This window comes from Lentzea kentuckyensis, assembly GCF_002150765.1.
GTDB classification, from domain to species: Bacteria; Actinomycetota; Actinomycetes; order Mycobacteriales; family Pseudonocardiaceae; genus Lentzea; species Lentzea kentuckyensis.
Genome location: NZ_MUYM01000004.1, coordinates 131,626 through 147,543, shown reverse-complemented (window position 1 = coordinate 147,543; position 15,918 = coordinate 131,626). Strand labels below are relative to the sequence as shown.

The window sequence follows — 15,918 nt, the reverse complement described above, 5'->3', positions numbered from 1 at the left end:
GCTGTGGACCAATGGCGCCGCAGCGCGTATACATCGGATCTGTCGCCGCCGCGACCGACGTCTTGGAGGACTGGACATGCGGTTGTCTACCGTGCGCCTGCGCGCGGCGGGAGCACTCGTCATCGCCCTGGCAGCGGGCGTCACAACACCAGTAGCAGCAGCGAAAACCGACGTGTGGCCGAAGGCGGTGGTAAGCCTGTCGAACGGGGTGCCGACACTGTCGGTGACCCGTGGCGGCACCACCGTCCTGGAGCCGAGCCCTGTGGGCGTGGTGACGGAAAGAGCGGATCTTTCCACCGGTCTGCGGTTGACCGGACGGTCCGAACGACGCGTGGTCGAGCACTACACGGCGTCGTCCGGCAAGCAACGGCAGCGCACGGTGGTGCACAAGGAGGAGCGGTACACGTTCGCCGGCGCCGCCCGTCTGGATCTTGTCGTGCGAACCGCACGTGACGGCGTCGCCTACCGCTACGAACTGCCAGCGGGCCTCGGCAACGTGCTGCGCGAGACGTCGGCGTTCGTCGTGCCGTCGAGTGCCACCGCGTGGATCGCCAAGTACCGGCGTGACTACGAAAACCCGTTCGTAGAGACCAACGCGGTGAACGCCGAGACCGCGGAGTTCCTGCATCCGGCGCTGTTCGAGACGAACGGCGTGTACTCGCTGCTCACCGAGTCCGCTGTGGACGGTCGCCACTCGGGTGCGCGGCTCGTGCACACGGCGGGGTCGTCGTCGTACGCGATCAAGTACTGGGACGAGAAGGTGCTCGTGGACGGCCCGTGGCAGTCGCCGTGGCGCACAGCCGTTGTCGGCTCCCTGGCAGACGTGTCGTCATCGACACTTGTGGACGACTTGGCACCACGGTCGAAGGTGCGCGACACGTCGTGGATCGAGCCGGGCAAGGTGTTCTGGAGCTGGCTCGCCGGTGGCCGCGAGGCAGGTCAGAGCCTTGCGATGCAGAAGCAGTACGTTGACTACGCGGCTGCGCACGGATGGCCTTACGCGCTGGTCGACGCCGGTTGGTACTTCGACCCGAACTGGGACTACGACCCGACGTGGGAGCAGACGTCGTGGATCCCGCAGCTGGTCTCGTACGCCCGCGCGCGTGGCGTGAAGATCCACCTCTGGATCCACTACGACGAGCTCGACACGCCCGCGGAGAGCGCCGCCCGGCTGGCGTTGTTCGAGAAGTGGGGCATCGCGGGCGTGAAGATCGACTTCATGGACTCCGACGGCCAGGACCGCTACCGCTGGTACGACCGGATTCTCGCGGAGACCGCCCAGCACCACCTGCTGGTCAACTTCCACGGCTCGACGATCCCGCACGGCATCCACCGCACGTGGCCGCACGTCATGACGATGGAGGCCGTGCACGGCGGTGAGAAGTCCTCAGGACTCACCGGAGCGCACCTGACCGCCTTGCCGTTCACGCGCGGTGTCGTCGGTGGCATGGACTACACGCCGTTGGCATGGCACCGCCCGTCACGCACCACCTCCGACGCGCACGAACTGGCGCTGACGGTGATCTACGAGTCGGGCCTCGCGAACCTCGCCGGACGTCCCGAGGACTACGCCGCGCGACCTGTCGCGGAACGCTTCGTCGACCAGGTGCCGACGGCCTGGGACGAGACCCGGTTGCTGTCCGGGCGTCCCGCGGACCACTCGGTGTTCGCGCGGCGGTCCGGTGACCGGTGGTTCATCGGCGGCGGCTACTCCGGTGCGGCGCGGACCGTGTCCGTGCCGTTCTCGCTACCGTCCGGACGGTGGCTGGTGGAGATCACGCGTGATGGTCCCTCTGGTCTCGTGCGCGAGTCACGGACCGTGCGCTCCGGAGACGTGCTGACGTTGGACGTGGCGGCCAACGGCGGTTTCGCCGCTATCGCGTGCCGTGCGGGCTCACGCACGTGTGAGCGGCCGGTTTCCTCTGTGCCTTCGACTTCGGTGTCGGCGTCTGCTCGCGGGTTCGTGGTTTCCGGGTTGTTCACTTCGAAGGAGGACGTGCGAGGCGTGACGCTGACGCCGCGCGTGCCCGCCGGGTGGTCGGTGCAGGGTTCGCCCGTCTCAGCGCGGGTCGTGCGTCCAGGCCAGGCGCTGTCGGGCTCCTGGACCGTCGTGCCGCCCGCGCAGCCTTCGTCGTTCGGCTACTTCGACATCCCGGTGGTGGCGTCGTTCAACGGCGGTGTGGAGTCCGAGAAGACCGCTCGTGTGCACCTGGTGCGGCCGCTGTCGGACTCCTGGTCCTATTTGAGCGATCGGCCGTGGGTGTCAGCTGTCGGCGGCGACGGGCCGGTCGAGAAGGACCTGACGAACGGCGGCGCCACGGCCGGTGACGGGCGGGGCATCGCGCTGCGCCGGGTGACCTACGGCAAGGGTCTCGGCACGCACGCGTCGTCCGAGATCACTTATGCGCTGGGCACGCGTTGCACCGGTTTCGCCGCCTCGGTCGGCGTCGACGACGAGGCGGGCCTGGACGTCGCCCGGCAGCGGGCCGGCGGCACGGTGTCGTTCCAGGTGCTCGGCGACGGCGTGGTCCTGGCCGACACGGGCCTGCTGGGCGTGCGTTCGCCTGCCCGCGATCTGGCCGTGGACGTGACCGGCGTGAGCACTCTCACCCTGCGCGTTCTGGACGGCGGCGACGGCACCCAGAACGACCACGCTTCCTGGGCCGACGCAAGGATTCGCTGCTCGTAGTGGTTTTCCCCGGAGGTCGGGGTGGGGTTTTCCCCACCCCACCTTTACGGCTCACCCCAATGTCCCCAGCCTCCCCAATCCGTAACTTGGACCCCATGAACTTGGTCGACTGGGTCACCGACCTGATGCAAACGGCCGGCGCACCCGGAGCGGCCCTGGCCATCGCGCTGGAGAACCTCTTCCCTCCGCTGCCGAGCGAGGTCTTCCTGCCCCTGGCCGGCTTCACCGCGGCCCAGGGCAAGATGTCGCTGCTCGCCGCCATCGCCTGGACCACCTTCGGCTCGGTGGCGGGCGCGGTGCTCCTGTACTGGCTCGGTGCCCTGCTGGGCCGCGACCGGGTCCGCCGCATCGCCTCTCGCATGCCCCTGGTCCGCGTGTCCGATGTGGACAGGACCGAGGCCTGGTTCCTGCGCAACGGCTACCGCGCCGTCTTCTTCGGCCGCATGATCCCGGTGTTCCGCAGCCTGATCTCGATCCCGGCGGGCATCGAACGCATGCGCATGCTCCCGTTCCTCGCCTACACCACCGCGGGCAGCCTGCTCTGGAACACGGCGCTGATCCTCGCGGGCTACCTGCTGGGCGACAACTGGCACCTGGTCGAGGAGTACGTGGGCCTGGCCTCGAAGGGCGTCCTGGCCCTGGCGCTCATCGTGGTGGCCGTCTTCGTGGTCACCCGCCTGTCGAAGCGAAAGGAGGCCGCGACCAAGCGCCCTTGAGCAACAGCGGCCCTGTCGTCCTCATCCGGCACCGATACCACCCATGCCGGCCGCGTCAAGCCCACCTCGACCACCTCGACCTCAACCGAGGCGCACCGGCGAGATACCGGCTCGCACCTGCCCCAGCGACCAACGGACGCCGCTACCAAGCGTCCTTGAGCAACGGCGGCCCTACCTCGTCGTCCTCGTCCGGCACCGGCACCACCCGCGCCGACCGCGTCAGCCCCGCCTCGACCGCCTCGACCGCCTCGACGTCAAGCGAAGCGACACCGGCGAGATGCTGGTCCAGAAAGGCCTGCGCCTGCTCCAGCGACCACTCGTCAGCGGCCTCCGGGGAGTCGCGGAACCGCTCGGCCTCAGCCTGGAGCTCGTCGATCCAGCCCTCGACCACCCAGCCGGTCGTCAGCAGCTCGCGCGGCTCGGCACGGCCGGCCACGACCTCCTTGGCGAAGTCCGCGAGCACCCCGTCACCCGACGCCGCCAGGATCCGGAACTCGGCGAGGCGGGCCTGGCGGCCGACCGAGGTCTCGAACGGGTTCAGCACGACTCAGACCCCCGGATGGTCGTAGGGAGCACAGGGCCACCGCGCCGCCACGACCTCGCCCTGCCCCTTGGCCGCCGCCACGATCCCCGAGAACTCGTGCGCGGTGGCGAAGATCAGGTCGGTGAGCGCGGTCGCCTCACCCGCCCAGGCCTTGAGGGCCTTCAACAGGTCGTTGAAGTCGCCGGTCCCCGTCGCGAAGTCGAGCGCCTCGTCGAAGGCCGCGGCGATGGTCGCCCGGATCGAGTTGATCTTCTTCAGCGAGATCAGTTCGCCGACCAGGTCGACGAGCGTGCCGAGCGCGGTCTCCAGCGACTTGGCGCGGTGGTAGACGGCCTCGGCGAGGTTGCGGATCTTCTCGGCGGCCTCACGGCAGTAGGTGGCATGCTCGCGGCAGGCTCTGGCGTACTCGTCGAGCCAGTTCTCGGCGGCCGCGGCGGCGTTGCCGTCCCAGGCCGACTGGATGTTGAAGCGGCCGTGGTCGATGTTCGTGGCGATGTGGTCGAAGGCCTTGCCGGTGTCGGCGATGATGAGGCCTTCGCGGTGGATCGCGTTCCAGTCGCCGGACACGAGCAGCGCGGCGCGTTCGAACGGGTTCCAGTGCGTGACGGTCTCGACGAGCCTGCCGATCTTCGCGCCGGTCGACACCAGGTCGCCGAGGGCGTTGAGCCGCGCCTCCAGGTCCACCGGCCAGCCCAGGTCCTGTTCGAGATCCACCGAGGTCGGCGGTTGGTAACCGCTCACGTCGTGCACGTCGCCGAAGCCGCTCTGGGTCACCTCGCACGGCAGCGAGGAGCGCTCGCGGTCGACCGACGTGACGGGCCGGTAGGTGCCGTCGAGGCGTGCTTCGACCGAGTTGTCGGTCGCCACGTAGAACGCGGCGGTGTCGCGCAGCTGCAGAGCCGAGTTCCCCGCCAGGCTCAGCCCCTGCCGGGTGTTGGAGTGGGCGTAGTAGCGCAGGTGGACCAGCTGTCTGCTGATCAGCTCGAAGAAGCCGTCGCCCTGGTCGGAGACCGCGTTGTGCTCCAGCGCCGCAAGATGGCCGGCGATGCCGTCGCTTTGCCGCTGCACCAGCTGTCCCAGCCCGGCGACGGCCGCGGGATCGACCTTGAAAGAGCCCACCACGGCATCCTGGCACGCCGGGCGACGTCAGGTGGCGGAAACCCGTTGACCCAGGTAGCCCATCAGCTCGCGAACGGCACTGCGGCCGGCCCGGTTCGCGCCGATCGTGCTGGCGGAGGGCCCGTAGCCGACGAGGTGGATGCGCGGATCGGCGACCACCCGTGTGCCGTCGACCTGGATGCCGCCGCCGGGAGCACGCAGGTGCAACGGCGTCAGGTGGTCCAGGTCGTGCCGGAACCCGGTGGCCCACAGGATGATGTCGGCGTCGAAGTCCTCACCGGACTCCCACGAGACACCGCTGGGCGTGATCCGGTCGAACATCGGCTTGCGGTCCAGCACTCCGGACGCGATGGCAGCGCGCGTCGCCTCGTTCAACGCGAGCCCCGTCACGCTCACGACGCTGTGCGGGATCAGCCCGGCGCGGACGCGTTCCTCGACCATGCCGACGACCCAGCGGCCGTAGTCCTCGGTGAACGGGCCCTCGCGCCACACCGGCTCGTGCCGGGTCACCCACCGGGTCTCCTGTGCAACTGAGGCGATCTCCATGAGCAACTGCGTCGCGGACGCACCGCCGCCCACGACCACGACCCGCTTGCCCGCGAACGATTCCGGCCCCTGGTAGTCGGCGGTGTGCAACTGACGGCCCTGGAACGTCTCCTGGCCTGGGTAGTACGGCCAGAACGGGCGGCGCCACGTCCCGGTCGCGTTGATCAGGCCCCGCGTGGTCCAGACGCCGTCGGAGGTCTCGACCTTCAGCAGCGCGCCGTCGTCCACCACCTGCGTCACGTTCACCGGCCGCACCACCGGCAGGTCGAACAGCCGCTCGTAGTGGGCGAAATAGGACGGGATCGCCTCGTTGGCCGGCGAGTCGGGCGACGGCTGCTCGAACGGCATGCCGGGCAGCTCGTGGATGCCGTGCACGGTCCGCATCCGCAGTGAGGGCCAGCGGTGCAGCCACGCGCCACCGGGCGAGGGGTTCGCGTCCAGCACGACGTGGTCGACGTCGCGCCGGCGCAGGAAGTACGAGGCGGACAGGCCTGCCTGTCCGGCGCCGATCACCACCACATCCGTCACGTCATGGTCAACCGAAAGCGCGCTCCGGTCCGTGCCCCCGTGTGACGAAAGAGTCATTCGCCGCTAACTTCCGGTCGCGTGCACCTAATCCTGACGCTGGCGTTGATCGCCGGGGCGCCCGCACCCGTCGCGCCCGCGCCCACCCCGTCCGAGTCCTACGCGGTCTACGACCGGATCACCCACCGCCTCACCGGCAAAGACGTGCACAAGCCGATCAGGTCCGCCTCGCTGGTGAAGATCCTGATCGCCATCGAGCAACTGGAGACGCGCGGCGACGACCCGCGCATCGAACCGATGCTGCGCTCCAGCGACGACAACGCGGCGAGCGAGCTGTGGGTCGAGAACGGCTGGGAACAGCTCGTCGTGCGCACGGCCGAACGCATCGGTCTTGAGGACACGCGCCCGCCGGAGAGGCGTGGCATGTGGGGCTATACGGCCGTGAGTGCTTCCGACGTCGTGAAGACCTATCGCTACGTGCTGGAGAAGGCGAAACCGTCGGTCCGGCGCACGATCATGGGGCACCTGCACCGGGCCACGAAGTGCGCCTCGGACGGTTTCGACCAGTCGTTCGGGCTGCCGTCGGTCACCTGGAAGCCCGCGTTCAAGCAGGGCTGGTCGGGCTTCGGCGACCCGGAGGAGCCGTGCGTCCAGAAGCGCCGCCCGCGCCTGCTGCTGGACGCGGACGAGCCGGAGCTGGACCTGAAGTCCCCTGCCATGCACACGTCCGGGACCTGCCTGTTCAGCATCGTCGCGGTGCTGACCCTGCACCCGCAGGGCACCACCTGGCAGCAGGCCTCGAAACGAGTTACCCGAGTCACGGAAGAAGTCACCAAGTATCGGTGTTGATCGATGTATGAGCCGTCTGAGTGAGATCCCGCTGTCCGTTCTCGACCTCGCCCCGATCACGTCGGGATCGGACGCCACGACCGCGTTGCGGAACTCGCGGGACCTCGCTCAGCAGGCCGAACGGCTCGGCTACCACCGCTACTGGTTCGCCGAGCACCACAACATGCCCGGCATCGCGTCCTCCGCGCCCGCCGTCCTGATCGGGCACATCGCGGACGCCACGTCGACGATCCGCGTCGGTTCTGGCGGCGTCATGCTGCCCAACCACGCCCCGCTGGTGGTCGCCGAGCAGTTCGGCATGCTCGAAGCGCTGCACCCCGGCCGCATCGACCTCGGCATCGGCCGTGCGCCCGGCACCGACCAGAAGACCGCGCGGGCGCTGCGGCGCACCGAGGCCGGTCTCTCCGCGGAGAACTTCCCGCAGGAGCTGACCGAGCTGATCAAGTACTTCGAGGGCGCCGCTGAGCTCAACGCCGTGCCCGCCGCCGGCAACAAGCCGCCGATCTGGCTGCTCGGCTCGTCCGGCTACAGCGCGCAGGCCGCCGGCATGCTCGGCCTGCCGTTCGCGTTCGCCCACCACTTCAGCGCCCAGAACACGCTGCCGGCGCTGGAGCTGTACCGGCGGAACTTCCGGCCGTCCGAGGTCCTCCAGGAGCCGTACGCGATGGTGTGCGCCTCGGTGATCGTGGCGGACACCGACGAGCACGCCCGCTACATCGCGGGCCCGGGAGCGCTCTCGTTCGTGCGGCTGCGCCAGGGCCGCCCGGCGCCGCTGGCCACGCCGCAGGAGGCCGCCGACCACCCGTACACGGAGATCGACGAGCTGGTGATCGAGGACCGCATGGCCACCCAGATCATCGGGTCCCCCTCAACGGTCCGCGCCGGACTGGACGAGTTGATGGAGTCGACCGCCGCCGACGAGCTCATGGTGACGACGATCGTGCACGGGCACGAGGACCGGCTCCGTTCGTTCGAACTGCTCAGCGATGTGGCCGAACGGACGCCGTCGATGGGCCGTTCAGCCGCACATACGTGAGTCGGCCAGGCGTGAGCTTCACGTTTCGTACGACTGACGCTGGTCTGAACGGGTGATAAACGGCTCCGCTTGTAGCGCCAGACACACCGTGGGCGATGATCGGTGTGAGCGCGCACGCCCCCCGACGCGCTCCCTAGCTTCTCCAAGCGGATGAAGCCGCTGGACGGCGTGGGGCCGGCGCACCATGTGGCGCCGCCCACGCCGCCCATCACGAGACGGCCACGGCCTGGCACCAGGTCCGCGTCAAGGCCCCTTTTCGGTCCCCACCACCCCTTCGGCACCGTCACAGTTGACGTGAGTCGTTCACACCCACCGCCGGGGTGGGAAAGGGGAGTTCGTGAAGTTCGCCAAATCGGCCGCGGGCCTGTGCCTGCTGCTGGCCGTGGCGGGATGTGCGGGCCCCAGCGTCGCCGTCACCCCGGACGAGAACCTGACAGTCGAGCAACGAGCTGAGACGCCCAGCGCGTCCGGCGCCGCCGCGTTCGGCACCCAGCGCGTGTGGGCCTCTGGCCTGTCCGTCGTGGTGTCCGCTCCCCGCTCGCTCGCGCCGTCCGAGACGGCCATCCCGCGCGCCAAGCGCACCGCGGTCTTCACCATCACGGTCTACAACGGCTCCAAGGCGACCTACCACCCGTCCCAGCTGTCCGTGCGCGCGACGGCGAACGGCGACCCGGCCGCCGAACTGGTCGACTCCGTGCAGGGCCTCAACGGCCTCGCCGGCGCCGTGGCCGAACTGCCTCCGGGCCGCGACACCCAGTTCCAGCTGGCGTTCGCGGTGTCCGAGTCCCCGGTGCAGATGCAGCTGTCCATCCAGCCCGGTGGACGGGGCCAGGACGCCGCCACGTTGTTCGAGGGCCAGGCCTAGTCTCTGCAGGCATGACCAGTCGTCTCGAGCCCGGAGACACCGCGCCCGCGTTCACGCTGCCCGACAGCGAGGGCAAGCCGGTGTCCCTGTCCGACTACCTCGGCAAGTCCGTGGTCGTGTACTTCTACCCGGCTGCCAGCACGCCGGGCTGCACCAAGCAGGCCTGCGACTTCCGCGACAGCCTCGCCCAGCTGAACGACCTCGGTTACGCCGTCGTCGGCATCTCGGCCGACAAGCAGGAGAAGCTCGCGAAGTTCCGCGACGCGGAGGGCCTCACCTTCCCGCTGCTCGGCGACCCGGACAAGTCCGTCCTGGTCGAGTGGGGCGCGTTCGGCGAGAAGCAGAACTACGGCAGGACCGTGCAGGGCGTGATCCGCTCGACGTTCCTCGTCGGCCCCGACGGCAAGATCGTCAAGGCCATGTACAACGTCCGCGCCACCGGCCACGTCGCCAAGCTGCTGCGCGAACTCCCCGCCTGAATTTCCACCGAACATGGGGGCCGCCGCCGCAACTCTTGCGGCGGCGGCCCCTTCTTCGGGTATGGTCGGGGTGAGGGCGTGCAACAAATGCCGCCCCTTGTTCCGGTGAGGGTGATACACCGTGTGTCGCTTGACGGCACCTCGCGGTCCCGACATCCCGTCTGATTTCGTCTTGCGCGTCCACTTTCCCACGCGCGGCGGTTGACCTGGGCGTTTGAGCCCTGTCGTCCGTTCGTAGTCAAACACGCATGCCTTGCGCTGCGTGCATTTCGTGCTGGGAAAATTCAATGCTCAAGTGGATTCTGCTGACCGTGGCCGTGGCCGCGGAAGTTTTCGCAACCCTTTGTCTGAAGTACTCCGACGGCTTCACGAAACCGTGGCCGGTCGCCGGCCTCGGTGCCGGGTTCCTCACCGCTCTGTACCTGGAGTCGGTGGTGATCCGGATGGGCCTGCCGGTCGCCATCACGTACGCGATCTGGGCCGGCGCGGGCATCGCGCTGGTCGCCGTCACCAGCCGCGTGCTCTTCTCCGACCCGCTGAACCTCGCGATGCTGGGCGGCATGGCCCTGATCGCGGCGGGCGTGTGCGTGGTGTCCGTCGCGTCCCACGCGCACGCCACCGGCTAATCTCGTTTGGGTGGGCTTAGCAATCGTCGCGGTCTCCAAGCTGGGTCAGTCGGTGGCGATGCGCGCCGCGACGGAATGGCTGGCCTCCCACTGCGAGGAGGAGACGCGAGCCTCGTCGCTGACCGACCTCGCCGCGGCGCAACTCGACAAGCCCACCCAACGAGCCAAGCTCGACACTCTCGTCCAGCACATCGGCCACCAGGTCACCGAGCAGCTGGAACCCGTCCTCGAACGCTTCGCCGACGAGGACGTCGCCGCTTCCCTGACCGCGGTGCAGGAGGCGCTGTCGTCCATCGACCTGTCCGACGAGGCCCTGCTCAGCGATGACACCGACCCCGAGGTCCTGGCCCAGCGCATCCGCCGCTCGCTGCCGCGCCACGACCTGGGGCGGTGCTACGAGATCGCGTTGGACCAGTCGTGTCGCTACCTCGTCCAGATCATCAGGCACCTGCCGCCGTTCCAGCCGCGTGCGCTGGCCGAGGTGCTGTCCCTCGCCACCGCCCAGACCGCGTTGCTGGAAGACGTGCTGGCCCGCCTGCCCCGGACCTCGTTGTACGCACCGGCCGGCACGGACAACGACGACGAGTTCCGCGACGAGTACCTGCGCTACGTCGCCGCGAACCTCGATCGCCTGGAACTCCTGGGGCTGTCCATGAAGGACAAGCCCAGGCTCGCGTTGAGCGTCGCGTATCTGAGTCTCACGGTGTCCGGCCGGGAACGGCAGCGGCGCGAGTGGTTCGGCGAGGCGGACCGGACACGCTCCGGCGTGCGCGTCGAGTCCGCGCTGAGCAGCCGCACCTTCGTGCGCGGCGAAGCCGGTTCGGGGAAGACGACTCTGCTCGACTGGCTCGCGGTCACCGCTGCCCGCGGCGGGTTCGTCGACGACCTGCGTGGCTGGAACGGCCTCATCCCGCTTCCCGTGCGGCTGCGGGCCTACGCCGACTCCCCGTTGCCACGACCGGACGAGTTCGTGACGGGGCCGCTCGCCGGCCTCATGCCATCGGGGTGGGTCCACCGCGTCCTGCGCGAGGGCCGAGGCCTGGTGCTCGTCGACGGCGTCGACGAGGTGCCGCCGCAGAAGCGCCTCAAGGTCCGCGAATGGCTGCGCGAACTGGTGCACGCCTTCCCGGACTCCCAGTTCGTCGTCACCGCTCGTCCCGCCGCGGCCGACGAGAAGTGGCTGGACGAGCTTCTGTTCACCTCCGTCCTGCTCGAACAGATGAGTTCCGCCGACGTGAAGGCGTTCGTCCAACGCTGGCACGAAGCCGCCAAGGCGCCGGATGAGGCGCAACGGCGGCTCATCAGCCAGCTCGACAGCCGGGAACACCTGCGCGCGCTGGCGTCCTCGCCGTTGCTCTGCGCGATGTTGTGCGCGTTGAACCTCGAACGCGTCTCCGAACTGCCGCGCAACCGGATGGAGCTGTACGCGGCCGCGCTCACGATGCTCCTGGACATGCGCGACGCGGAACGCGGCATCGCCCGGATACTCACCACCTCGGACAAGACCGTGCTGTTGCGGGACTTGGCCTGGCGGCTGACGTTGGGCGGCCGCAGCCAGCTGCCGACGGCGAAAGTCCGCGAACACGTGGCGCGCAAAGTCCGGGCGATGCCCAACGTCGACGAGCAGCCGGACGTCATCGTCACGCACCTGCTGGAACGCAGCGGAGTCATCCGCGAACCCGTGTTGGGGCGGGTGGACTTCGTGCACCGGACGTTCCAGGAGTACCTCGCCGGTGAGGAGGCGATGGAGGACGACCAGATCGACACGTTGGTGTCCCACGCACATCTCGACTCCTGGGCGGAGACGATCGTGCTCGCGTGCGGCCATGGGCGACGGGCTGACGTGAGCGACCTGATCACCAAGGTGCTCGACCGCGCTGATCGCGAACCGCGGCGGAGCCGGCGGCTGCGACTGCTCGCGGCGGCGTGCCTGGAGACGGTCAAGGACGTCGACGCGGAGGTGCACGAACGGGTCAACTCGATGATCAAGAACACCTTGGTGCCGCCACGCAGCACCAAGGAAACGACTTCTCTGGCGACCATCGGCCATCGCGTGCTGCGTTATCTCCCGGCCGACCTGAGCGCCCTGTCCGAGGCCGCCGCGGCCGCGACGGTCCGCAGCGCGGCCCTGGTCGGGTCACCAGAGGCCATGGCCCGCCTGGCCGGTTACGCACGTGACGCCCGATTGAGCGTCCAGAAGGAGCTGCTCGACGCGTGGCTGCACTTCGACCCACAACGCTATGCGGAGGAAGTCCTGGCCGACGCGCCGCTCGAACACGGCTACGCCAGAATCCGGTCCGCCCGCCTGATGCCACACCTGTCTCAATTGCGGCATTTGGTGGGCACGGATGTGTTGCTGCCACCCCACGAAGTGCAGCCGGACCTGAGCTTCGTGCAATGGATGCCAGGGCTTCGCTACCTCGACGCACCGATGGCCGGCGAGGTGGATCTCAGCCTGCTCGCCGGAACCGCACCACACATGATCTACCTGTCACGTGCGCAACGGTTCGTCAACCTCGACCAGTTGCCCTCAGTCGTGCAGACACTGGCCCTGTTCCAACGCGAACCGTGGATCAGCCTGGAGTTCTTGCACGGACGAGCGCTGCGGGGCCTTCAGCTGAGCGCAGTGACCCGCGACTGCGATTTGAGCCCGATCGCAGAGGTACGTGGACTGCGTTCCCTCGTTTGCAGCTGCTGGCCGGACCTCGCCGCTCTTCCCCCGCTGCCGCAGTTGGACCGCGTGTTCATCGGTAGCGAAAGAGACGTCCCGATCGATCTTCGGCCGCTCAAGGACCGGCGCCTGAGGCTCCAGTTGCACCGCTTCAACACGCACATCGGGGTCGACGAACTCGGCCCCGATGTGCGCATCGAGTGGATCGGTTAGCCGAGTTTGCGCAGGTACGGGACCAGCAGCTTCAACGCGCGGCCGCGGTGCGACTCCGCGTCCTTCTCCTCGGCGGTCATCTCCGCGGAAGTGATCTCGTAGCCCTCGGGCACGAAGATCGGGTCGTAACCGAAGCCGTTGGTTCCGCGCCGCGCACGCAACAGCGTGCCGCGCCACTCACCGCGCACGACGACCTCTTCGCCGCCGGGGACGACCATGGCCACGACCGACACGAACGCCGCACCACGGCGTTCGTCCGGCACGTCGCCGAGCTGGCCGAGCAGCAGGTCCAGGTTGGCGTCGTCGTCGCCGTGCTTGCCGGACCACCGTGCGGACAGCACGCCGGGCATGCCGTTCAGCTCGTCGACGGCGAGCCCGGAGTCGTCCGCGACCGACACGAGCCCGGTGGCCGCGGCGGCGTCGCGGGCCTTGGCCAGCGCGTTGCCCTCGAAGTCGGGCGCGGTCTCCGGGGCCTCGGGGAACTCCGGCACGTCGGACAGCGAGAGCACCTCGATGCCGTCCAGGCCCTCGGCGACCACGATGCGCTGCAGCTCGCGCAGCTTCTTGGCGTTGCGCGAGGCCAGCAGCAGCTTCATCGCTTGCTCGCCTTGGGCTCCGGCAGCACGCCGGGGTACGGCTCGGCCAGCGCGGCGGCCTGCAGGCGGTTCAGCTCGGCGCATCCGAGCAGCGCCACGTCCAGCATGCGGTCCAAAGTGGACCGGGCGAAGGTCGCGCCCTCACCGGTGCCCTGGACCTCGATCAACGTGCCGGCGTCGGTGGCGACGACGTTCATGTCGACCTCGGCCCGCGAGTCCTCTTCGTACGGCAGGTCGAGCCGCACCCTGCCGTCGACCACACCGACCGAGACCGCGGACACCGCGCACGAGAGCGGGTTCGGGTCGGCCAGGCGACCGGCCGCGCCCAGGTACGTCACCGCGTCGGCCAGCGCCACGTAGGCACCGGTGATCGCGGCGGTACGGGTGCCGCCGTCGGCCTGGATGACGTCGCAGTCGATGACGATGGTGTTCTCACCGAGCGCCGCCAGGTCGATGCAGGCCCGCAACGAGCGTCCGATCAGGCGCGAGATCTCGTGCGTGCGGCCACCGATGCGGCCCTTCACGGACTCGCGGTCGCTGCGGGAGTGCGTGGCGGACGGCAGCATCGCGTACTCGGCGGTCACCCAACCGAGACCCGAGCCCTGACGCCAGCGGGGGACTCCTTCGGTGACACTCGCGGCGCACAGCACGCGGGTGTTCCCGAACTCGATCAGGACCGAGCCCGCGGGCCAGGTCTGATATCCACGCGTGATCCGAATGTCACGCAACACGTCATCGTTTCGGCCGTCGCTTCGCACCACGGCCCCTACCCTAATGAACCCTGCGGAGCGTGATGGCGTAGGGAGAGACATGCTGACGATCGACGGTATTCCGCTTCACCCGTTGCTGGTGCACGCGGTGGTCGTGCTGCTGCCCCTCGCGGCGCTGAGCTCGGTCGCGATCGCCCTGGTCCCTGGCTGGCGGCGCAAGTACGCGTGGCCCGTGCTCGGCGTCACCCTGGTCGGCGTGGCGGCGGTCCCGATGGCCAAGCAGGCCGGCGAGGACTTCCAGGCCGCGCTCGCGAAGAACGGCGTGAACAACCCCGCCATCCAGACGCACGCCGACCTCGGCACCATGCTGCTGCCCATCGCGCTCGGCTTCGGCGTCGCGGTGATCGCGCTGCTGGTCGCGGGCCGGCTCGCGGACCGGGAGCGCCAGGCGGAGGCACCCACCACGAAGACGTGGCGGGTGATCTCAGTCGTGGTGTCCGTGCTGGTGGTGCTGCTCGCGATCGGCACCGTCTACCAGACCGTGCGCACCGGTCACAGCGGGTCCGAGGCGGTCTGGAGCGGCGCGGGCAGCTGAAGGGGCGCCGTCGCCGACTGCTTCAACGTCCGCGTGACCGTGCAGAACTGCTCCACGGCGCGCCGGACGACGGTTTCGAGCGCCTCCGGGTCGTCCACGGAGGACAGGTCGTACGAGAGCGTCACCGGGATGGAGATCACCTCGTTGCCGCTCTCGGACTGGACCGCGTCCGCGACGGCGGTGAGCTGGTCACCGCCGGTCCGGCGCAGGATCAGGGTTTCCGAGGTCACGAGCGCGCAGCCCGCGGCGGCCGCGACCAGCAGTTCGACCGGGCTGAACGAGCCCTCCTGGCCCTTGCGCCCGATCCGCACCGAGGCGCCACGCTCGTTGGAAGCGACGAACTCGTGCTCGCCGACGCGCTCCAGCTTGATCATGCCTGCTCCCCCACCTCGTACCGGCCGCCTTCTACGACCAGCTCACACGGCCCGCCGAACGCCGACTTGGCCTCCCGCAGCACGTCCTCGCGCGACGTCCACGGCGGCACGTGCGTGATCAACAGCCGACCGGCACCCGCCCGCGTGGCCAGTTCGCCCGCTTCGAGTCCGGACATGTGCAGGCCTTCCACCCGATCGGGAGCATGCGTCCAGCTCGCCTCGCTCAGCAGCACGTCGACGCCGGACGCCAGCGCGTCCAGTGCGGCGCACGGCCCGCTGTCGCCGGTGTAGGCCAAGGACACGTCACCGCAGGAGATCCGGAACCCGTAAGCCTCGCAAGGGTGCGCCACCAGAGCGGACTCGACCGTGAACGGTCCGATGTGGACGGTGTGACCCAGCGGGTGGAAGGCGAAGACGTCGCTGAAGTCCAGCGAAGAACGTTCGAGCTCGTTGGGCGCGTAGGCGGCGACGAACCGCGACGGAGCCTCGGCGGGCGCGTACACCGGCAGCACCGCGGCGGGCGGTGACGGGTGGTACTTCCGGGCCACGTAGAGGGAGGACACGTCGATGCAGTGGTCCGGGTGCAGGTGCGAGAGCACCAGCGCGTCCATCGAGAACAGCGGGCGCTCCTCCTGGAACCGCGACAGCACGCCGTTCCCGAACTCCAGCGCCAGCGTGAACCCGTCGGCCTCGAGCAGATAGCCCGACGCCGCGGCGCCGGGTCCGGGAATGCTGCCGGAGCAGCCCAGCACGGTCAGCAGCACG

Annotated in this window: 16 protein-coding genes; 9 read left to right on the top strand and 7 right to left on the bottom strand. The window is 69.2% G+C overall.

The window, feature by feature from the left end; genetic code table 11:
- The first annotated feature begins 76 nt into the window (after positions 1–76).
- Positions 77–2,689, top strand: a complete 2,613-nt coding sequence (locus B0F77_RS03225) for an NPCBM/NEW2 domain-containing protein (protein WP_086661234.1) — start codon at positions 77–79, stop codon at positions 2,687–2,689.
- A 95-nt stretch (positions 2,690–2,784) separates the two neighbouring features.
- Complete coding sequence (locus tag B0F77_RS03220) at positions 2,785–3,405, top strand: DedA family protein (RefSeq protein ID WP_245847794.1); 621 nt, start codon at positions 2,785–2,787, stop codon at positions 3,403–3,405.
- A 142-nt stretch (positions 3,406–3,547) separates the two neighbouring features.
- On the opposite strand, the gene B0F77_RS03215 is transcribed toward B0F77_RS03220, so the two are convergent.
- From B0F77_RS03215 to B0F77_RS03205, 3 genes are read right to left on the bottom strand one after another with little or no spacing between them, the layout of a single operon-like run.
- Positions 3,548–3,949 carry a hypothetical protein gene (locus tag B0F77_RS03215; protein ID WP_086661232.1) on the bottom strand — a complete coding sequence of 134 codons (402 nt, stop codon included), beginning with the start codon at positions 3,947–3,949 and terminating at the stop codon, positions 3,548–3,550.
- 3 nt (positions 3,950–3,952) lie between these two features.
- Positions 3,953–5,068, bottom strand: a complete 1,116-nt coding sequence (locus tag B0F77_RS03210; protein ID WP_086661231.1) for a hypothetical protein — start codon at positions 5,066–5,068, stop codon at positions 3,953–3,955.
- A gap of 27 nt (positions 5,069–5,095) precedes the next feature.
- Positions 5,096–6,199 (bottom strand): NAD(P)-binding domain-containing protein, encoded by a 1,104-nt coding sequence (locus tag B0F77_RS03205; protein WP_086661230.1) that lies wholly within the window; start codon positions 6,197–6,199, stop codon positions 5,096–5,098.
- Between the two features lie 21 nt (positions 6,200–6,220).
- Here B0F77_RS03205 and B0F77_RS03200 point away from each other — a divergent pair, with 21 nt between their 5' ends.
- From B0F77_RS03200 to B0F77_RS03175, 6 genes are all read left to right on the top strand, one after another.
- Complete coding sequence (locus B0F77_RS03200) at positions 6,221–6,988, top strand: hypothetical protein (protein WP_245847793.1); 768 nt, start codon at positions 6,221–6,223, stop codon at positions 6,986–6,988.
- Between the two features lie 7 nt (positions 6,989–6,995).
- Positions 6,996–8,024, top strand: a complete 1,029-nt coding sequence (locus B0F77_RS03195; protein WP_086661229.1) for an LLM class flavin-dependent oxidoreductase — start codon at positions 6,996–6,998, stop codon at positions 8,022–8,024.
- A gap of 337 nt (positions 8,025–8,361) precedes the next feature.
- Positions 8,362–8,889 carry a hypothetical protein gene (locus B0F77_RS03190; protein ID WP_086661228.1) on the top strand — a complete coding sequence of 176 codons (528 nt, stop codon included), beginning with the start codon at positions 8,362–8,364 and terminating at the stop codon, positions 8,887–8,889.
- 11 nt (positions 8,890–8,900) lie between these two features.
- Positions 8,901–9,368, top strand: coding sequence for a thioredoxin-dependent thiol peroxidase (gene bcp / locus B0F77_RS03185; protein WP_086661227.1), 468 nt, complete (start codon positions 8,901–8,903; stop codon positions 9,366–9,368).
- 287 nt (positions 9,369–9,655) lie between these two features.
- Positions 9,656–9,994: a DMT family transporter gene (locus tag B0F77_RS03180; RefSeq protein ID WP_086661226.1), complete on the top strand. Its 339-nt coding sequence runs from the start codon at positions 9,656–9,658 to the stop codon at positions 9,992–9,994.
- A gap of 10 nt (positions 9,995–10,004) precedes the next feature.
- Positions 10,005–12,878: an NACHT domain-containing protein gene (locus B0F77_RS03175; RefSeq protein ID WP_086661225.1), complete on the top strand. Its 2,874-nt coding sequence runs from the start codon at positions 10,005–10,007 to the stop codon at positions 12,876–12,878.
- Here B0F77_RS03175 and rdgB read toward each other — a convergent pair.
- The gene (rdgB, locus tag B0F77_RS03170; RefSeq protein ID WP_086661224.1) at positions 12,875–13,474 is read right to left on the bottom strand and encodes an RdgB/HAM1 family non-canonical purine NTP pyrophosphatase; all 600 of its coding nucleotides are present in this window, start codon (positions 13,472–13,474) and stop codon (positions 12,875–12,877) included. The genes B0F77_RS03175 and rdgB overlap by 4 nt on opposite strands.
- The gene (gene rph / locus B0F77_RS03165; RefSeq protein ID WP_086661223.1) at positions 13,471–14,235 is read right to left on the bottom strand and encodes a ribonuclease PH; all 765 of its coding nucleotides are present in this window, start codon (positions 14,233–14,235) and stop codon (positions 13,471–13,473) included. Before rph ends, rdgB begins: the two co-directional genes overlap by 4 nt.
- Before the next feature lie 49 nt (positions 14,236–14,284).
- Between rph and B0F77_RS03160 the strand changes: the two genes are divergently transcribed.
- On the top strand, positions 14,285–14,779 hold the full coding sequence (locus B0F77_RS03160; protein WP_086661222.1) for a DUF2231 domain-containing protein: 495 nt from the start codon (positions 14,285–14,287) through the stop codon (positions 14,777–14,779).
- Here the strand turns inward: B0F77_RS03160 and B0F77_RS03155 are convergent.
- Both B0F77_RS03155 and B0F77_RS03150 read right to left on the bottom strand, forming a co-directional pair.
- Positions 14,737–15,153: an OsmC family protein gene (locus B0F77_RS03155; protein ID WP_086661221.1), complete on the bottom strand. Its 417-nt coding sequence runs from the start codon at positions 15,151–15,153 to the stop codon at positions 14,737–14,739. The two genes, B0F77_RS03160 and B0F77_RS03155, sit on opposite strands and share 43 nt — an antisense overlap.
- Entirely contained in the window at positions 15,150–15,917 is a 768-nt protein-coding gene (locus B0F77_RS03150) for an MBL fold metallo-hydrolase (protein WP_086661220.1), read from the bottom strand. The genes B0F77_RS03155 and B0F77_RS03150 overlap by 4 nt, the downstream gene beginning before the upstream one ends.
- Position 15,918: the final 1 nt, after the last annotated feature.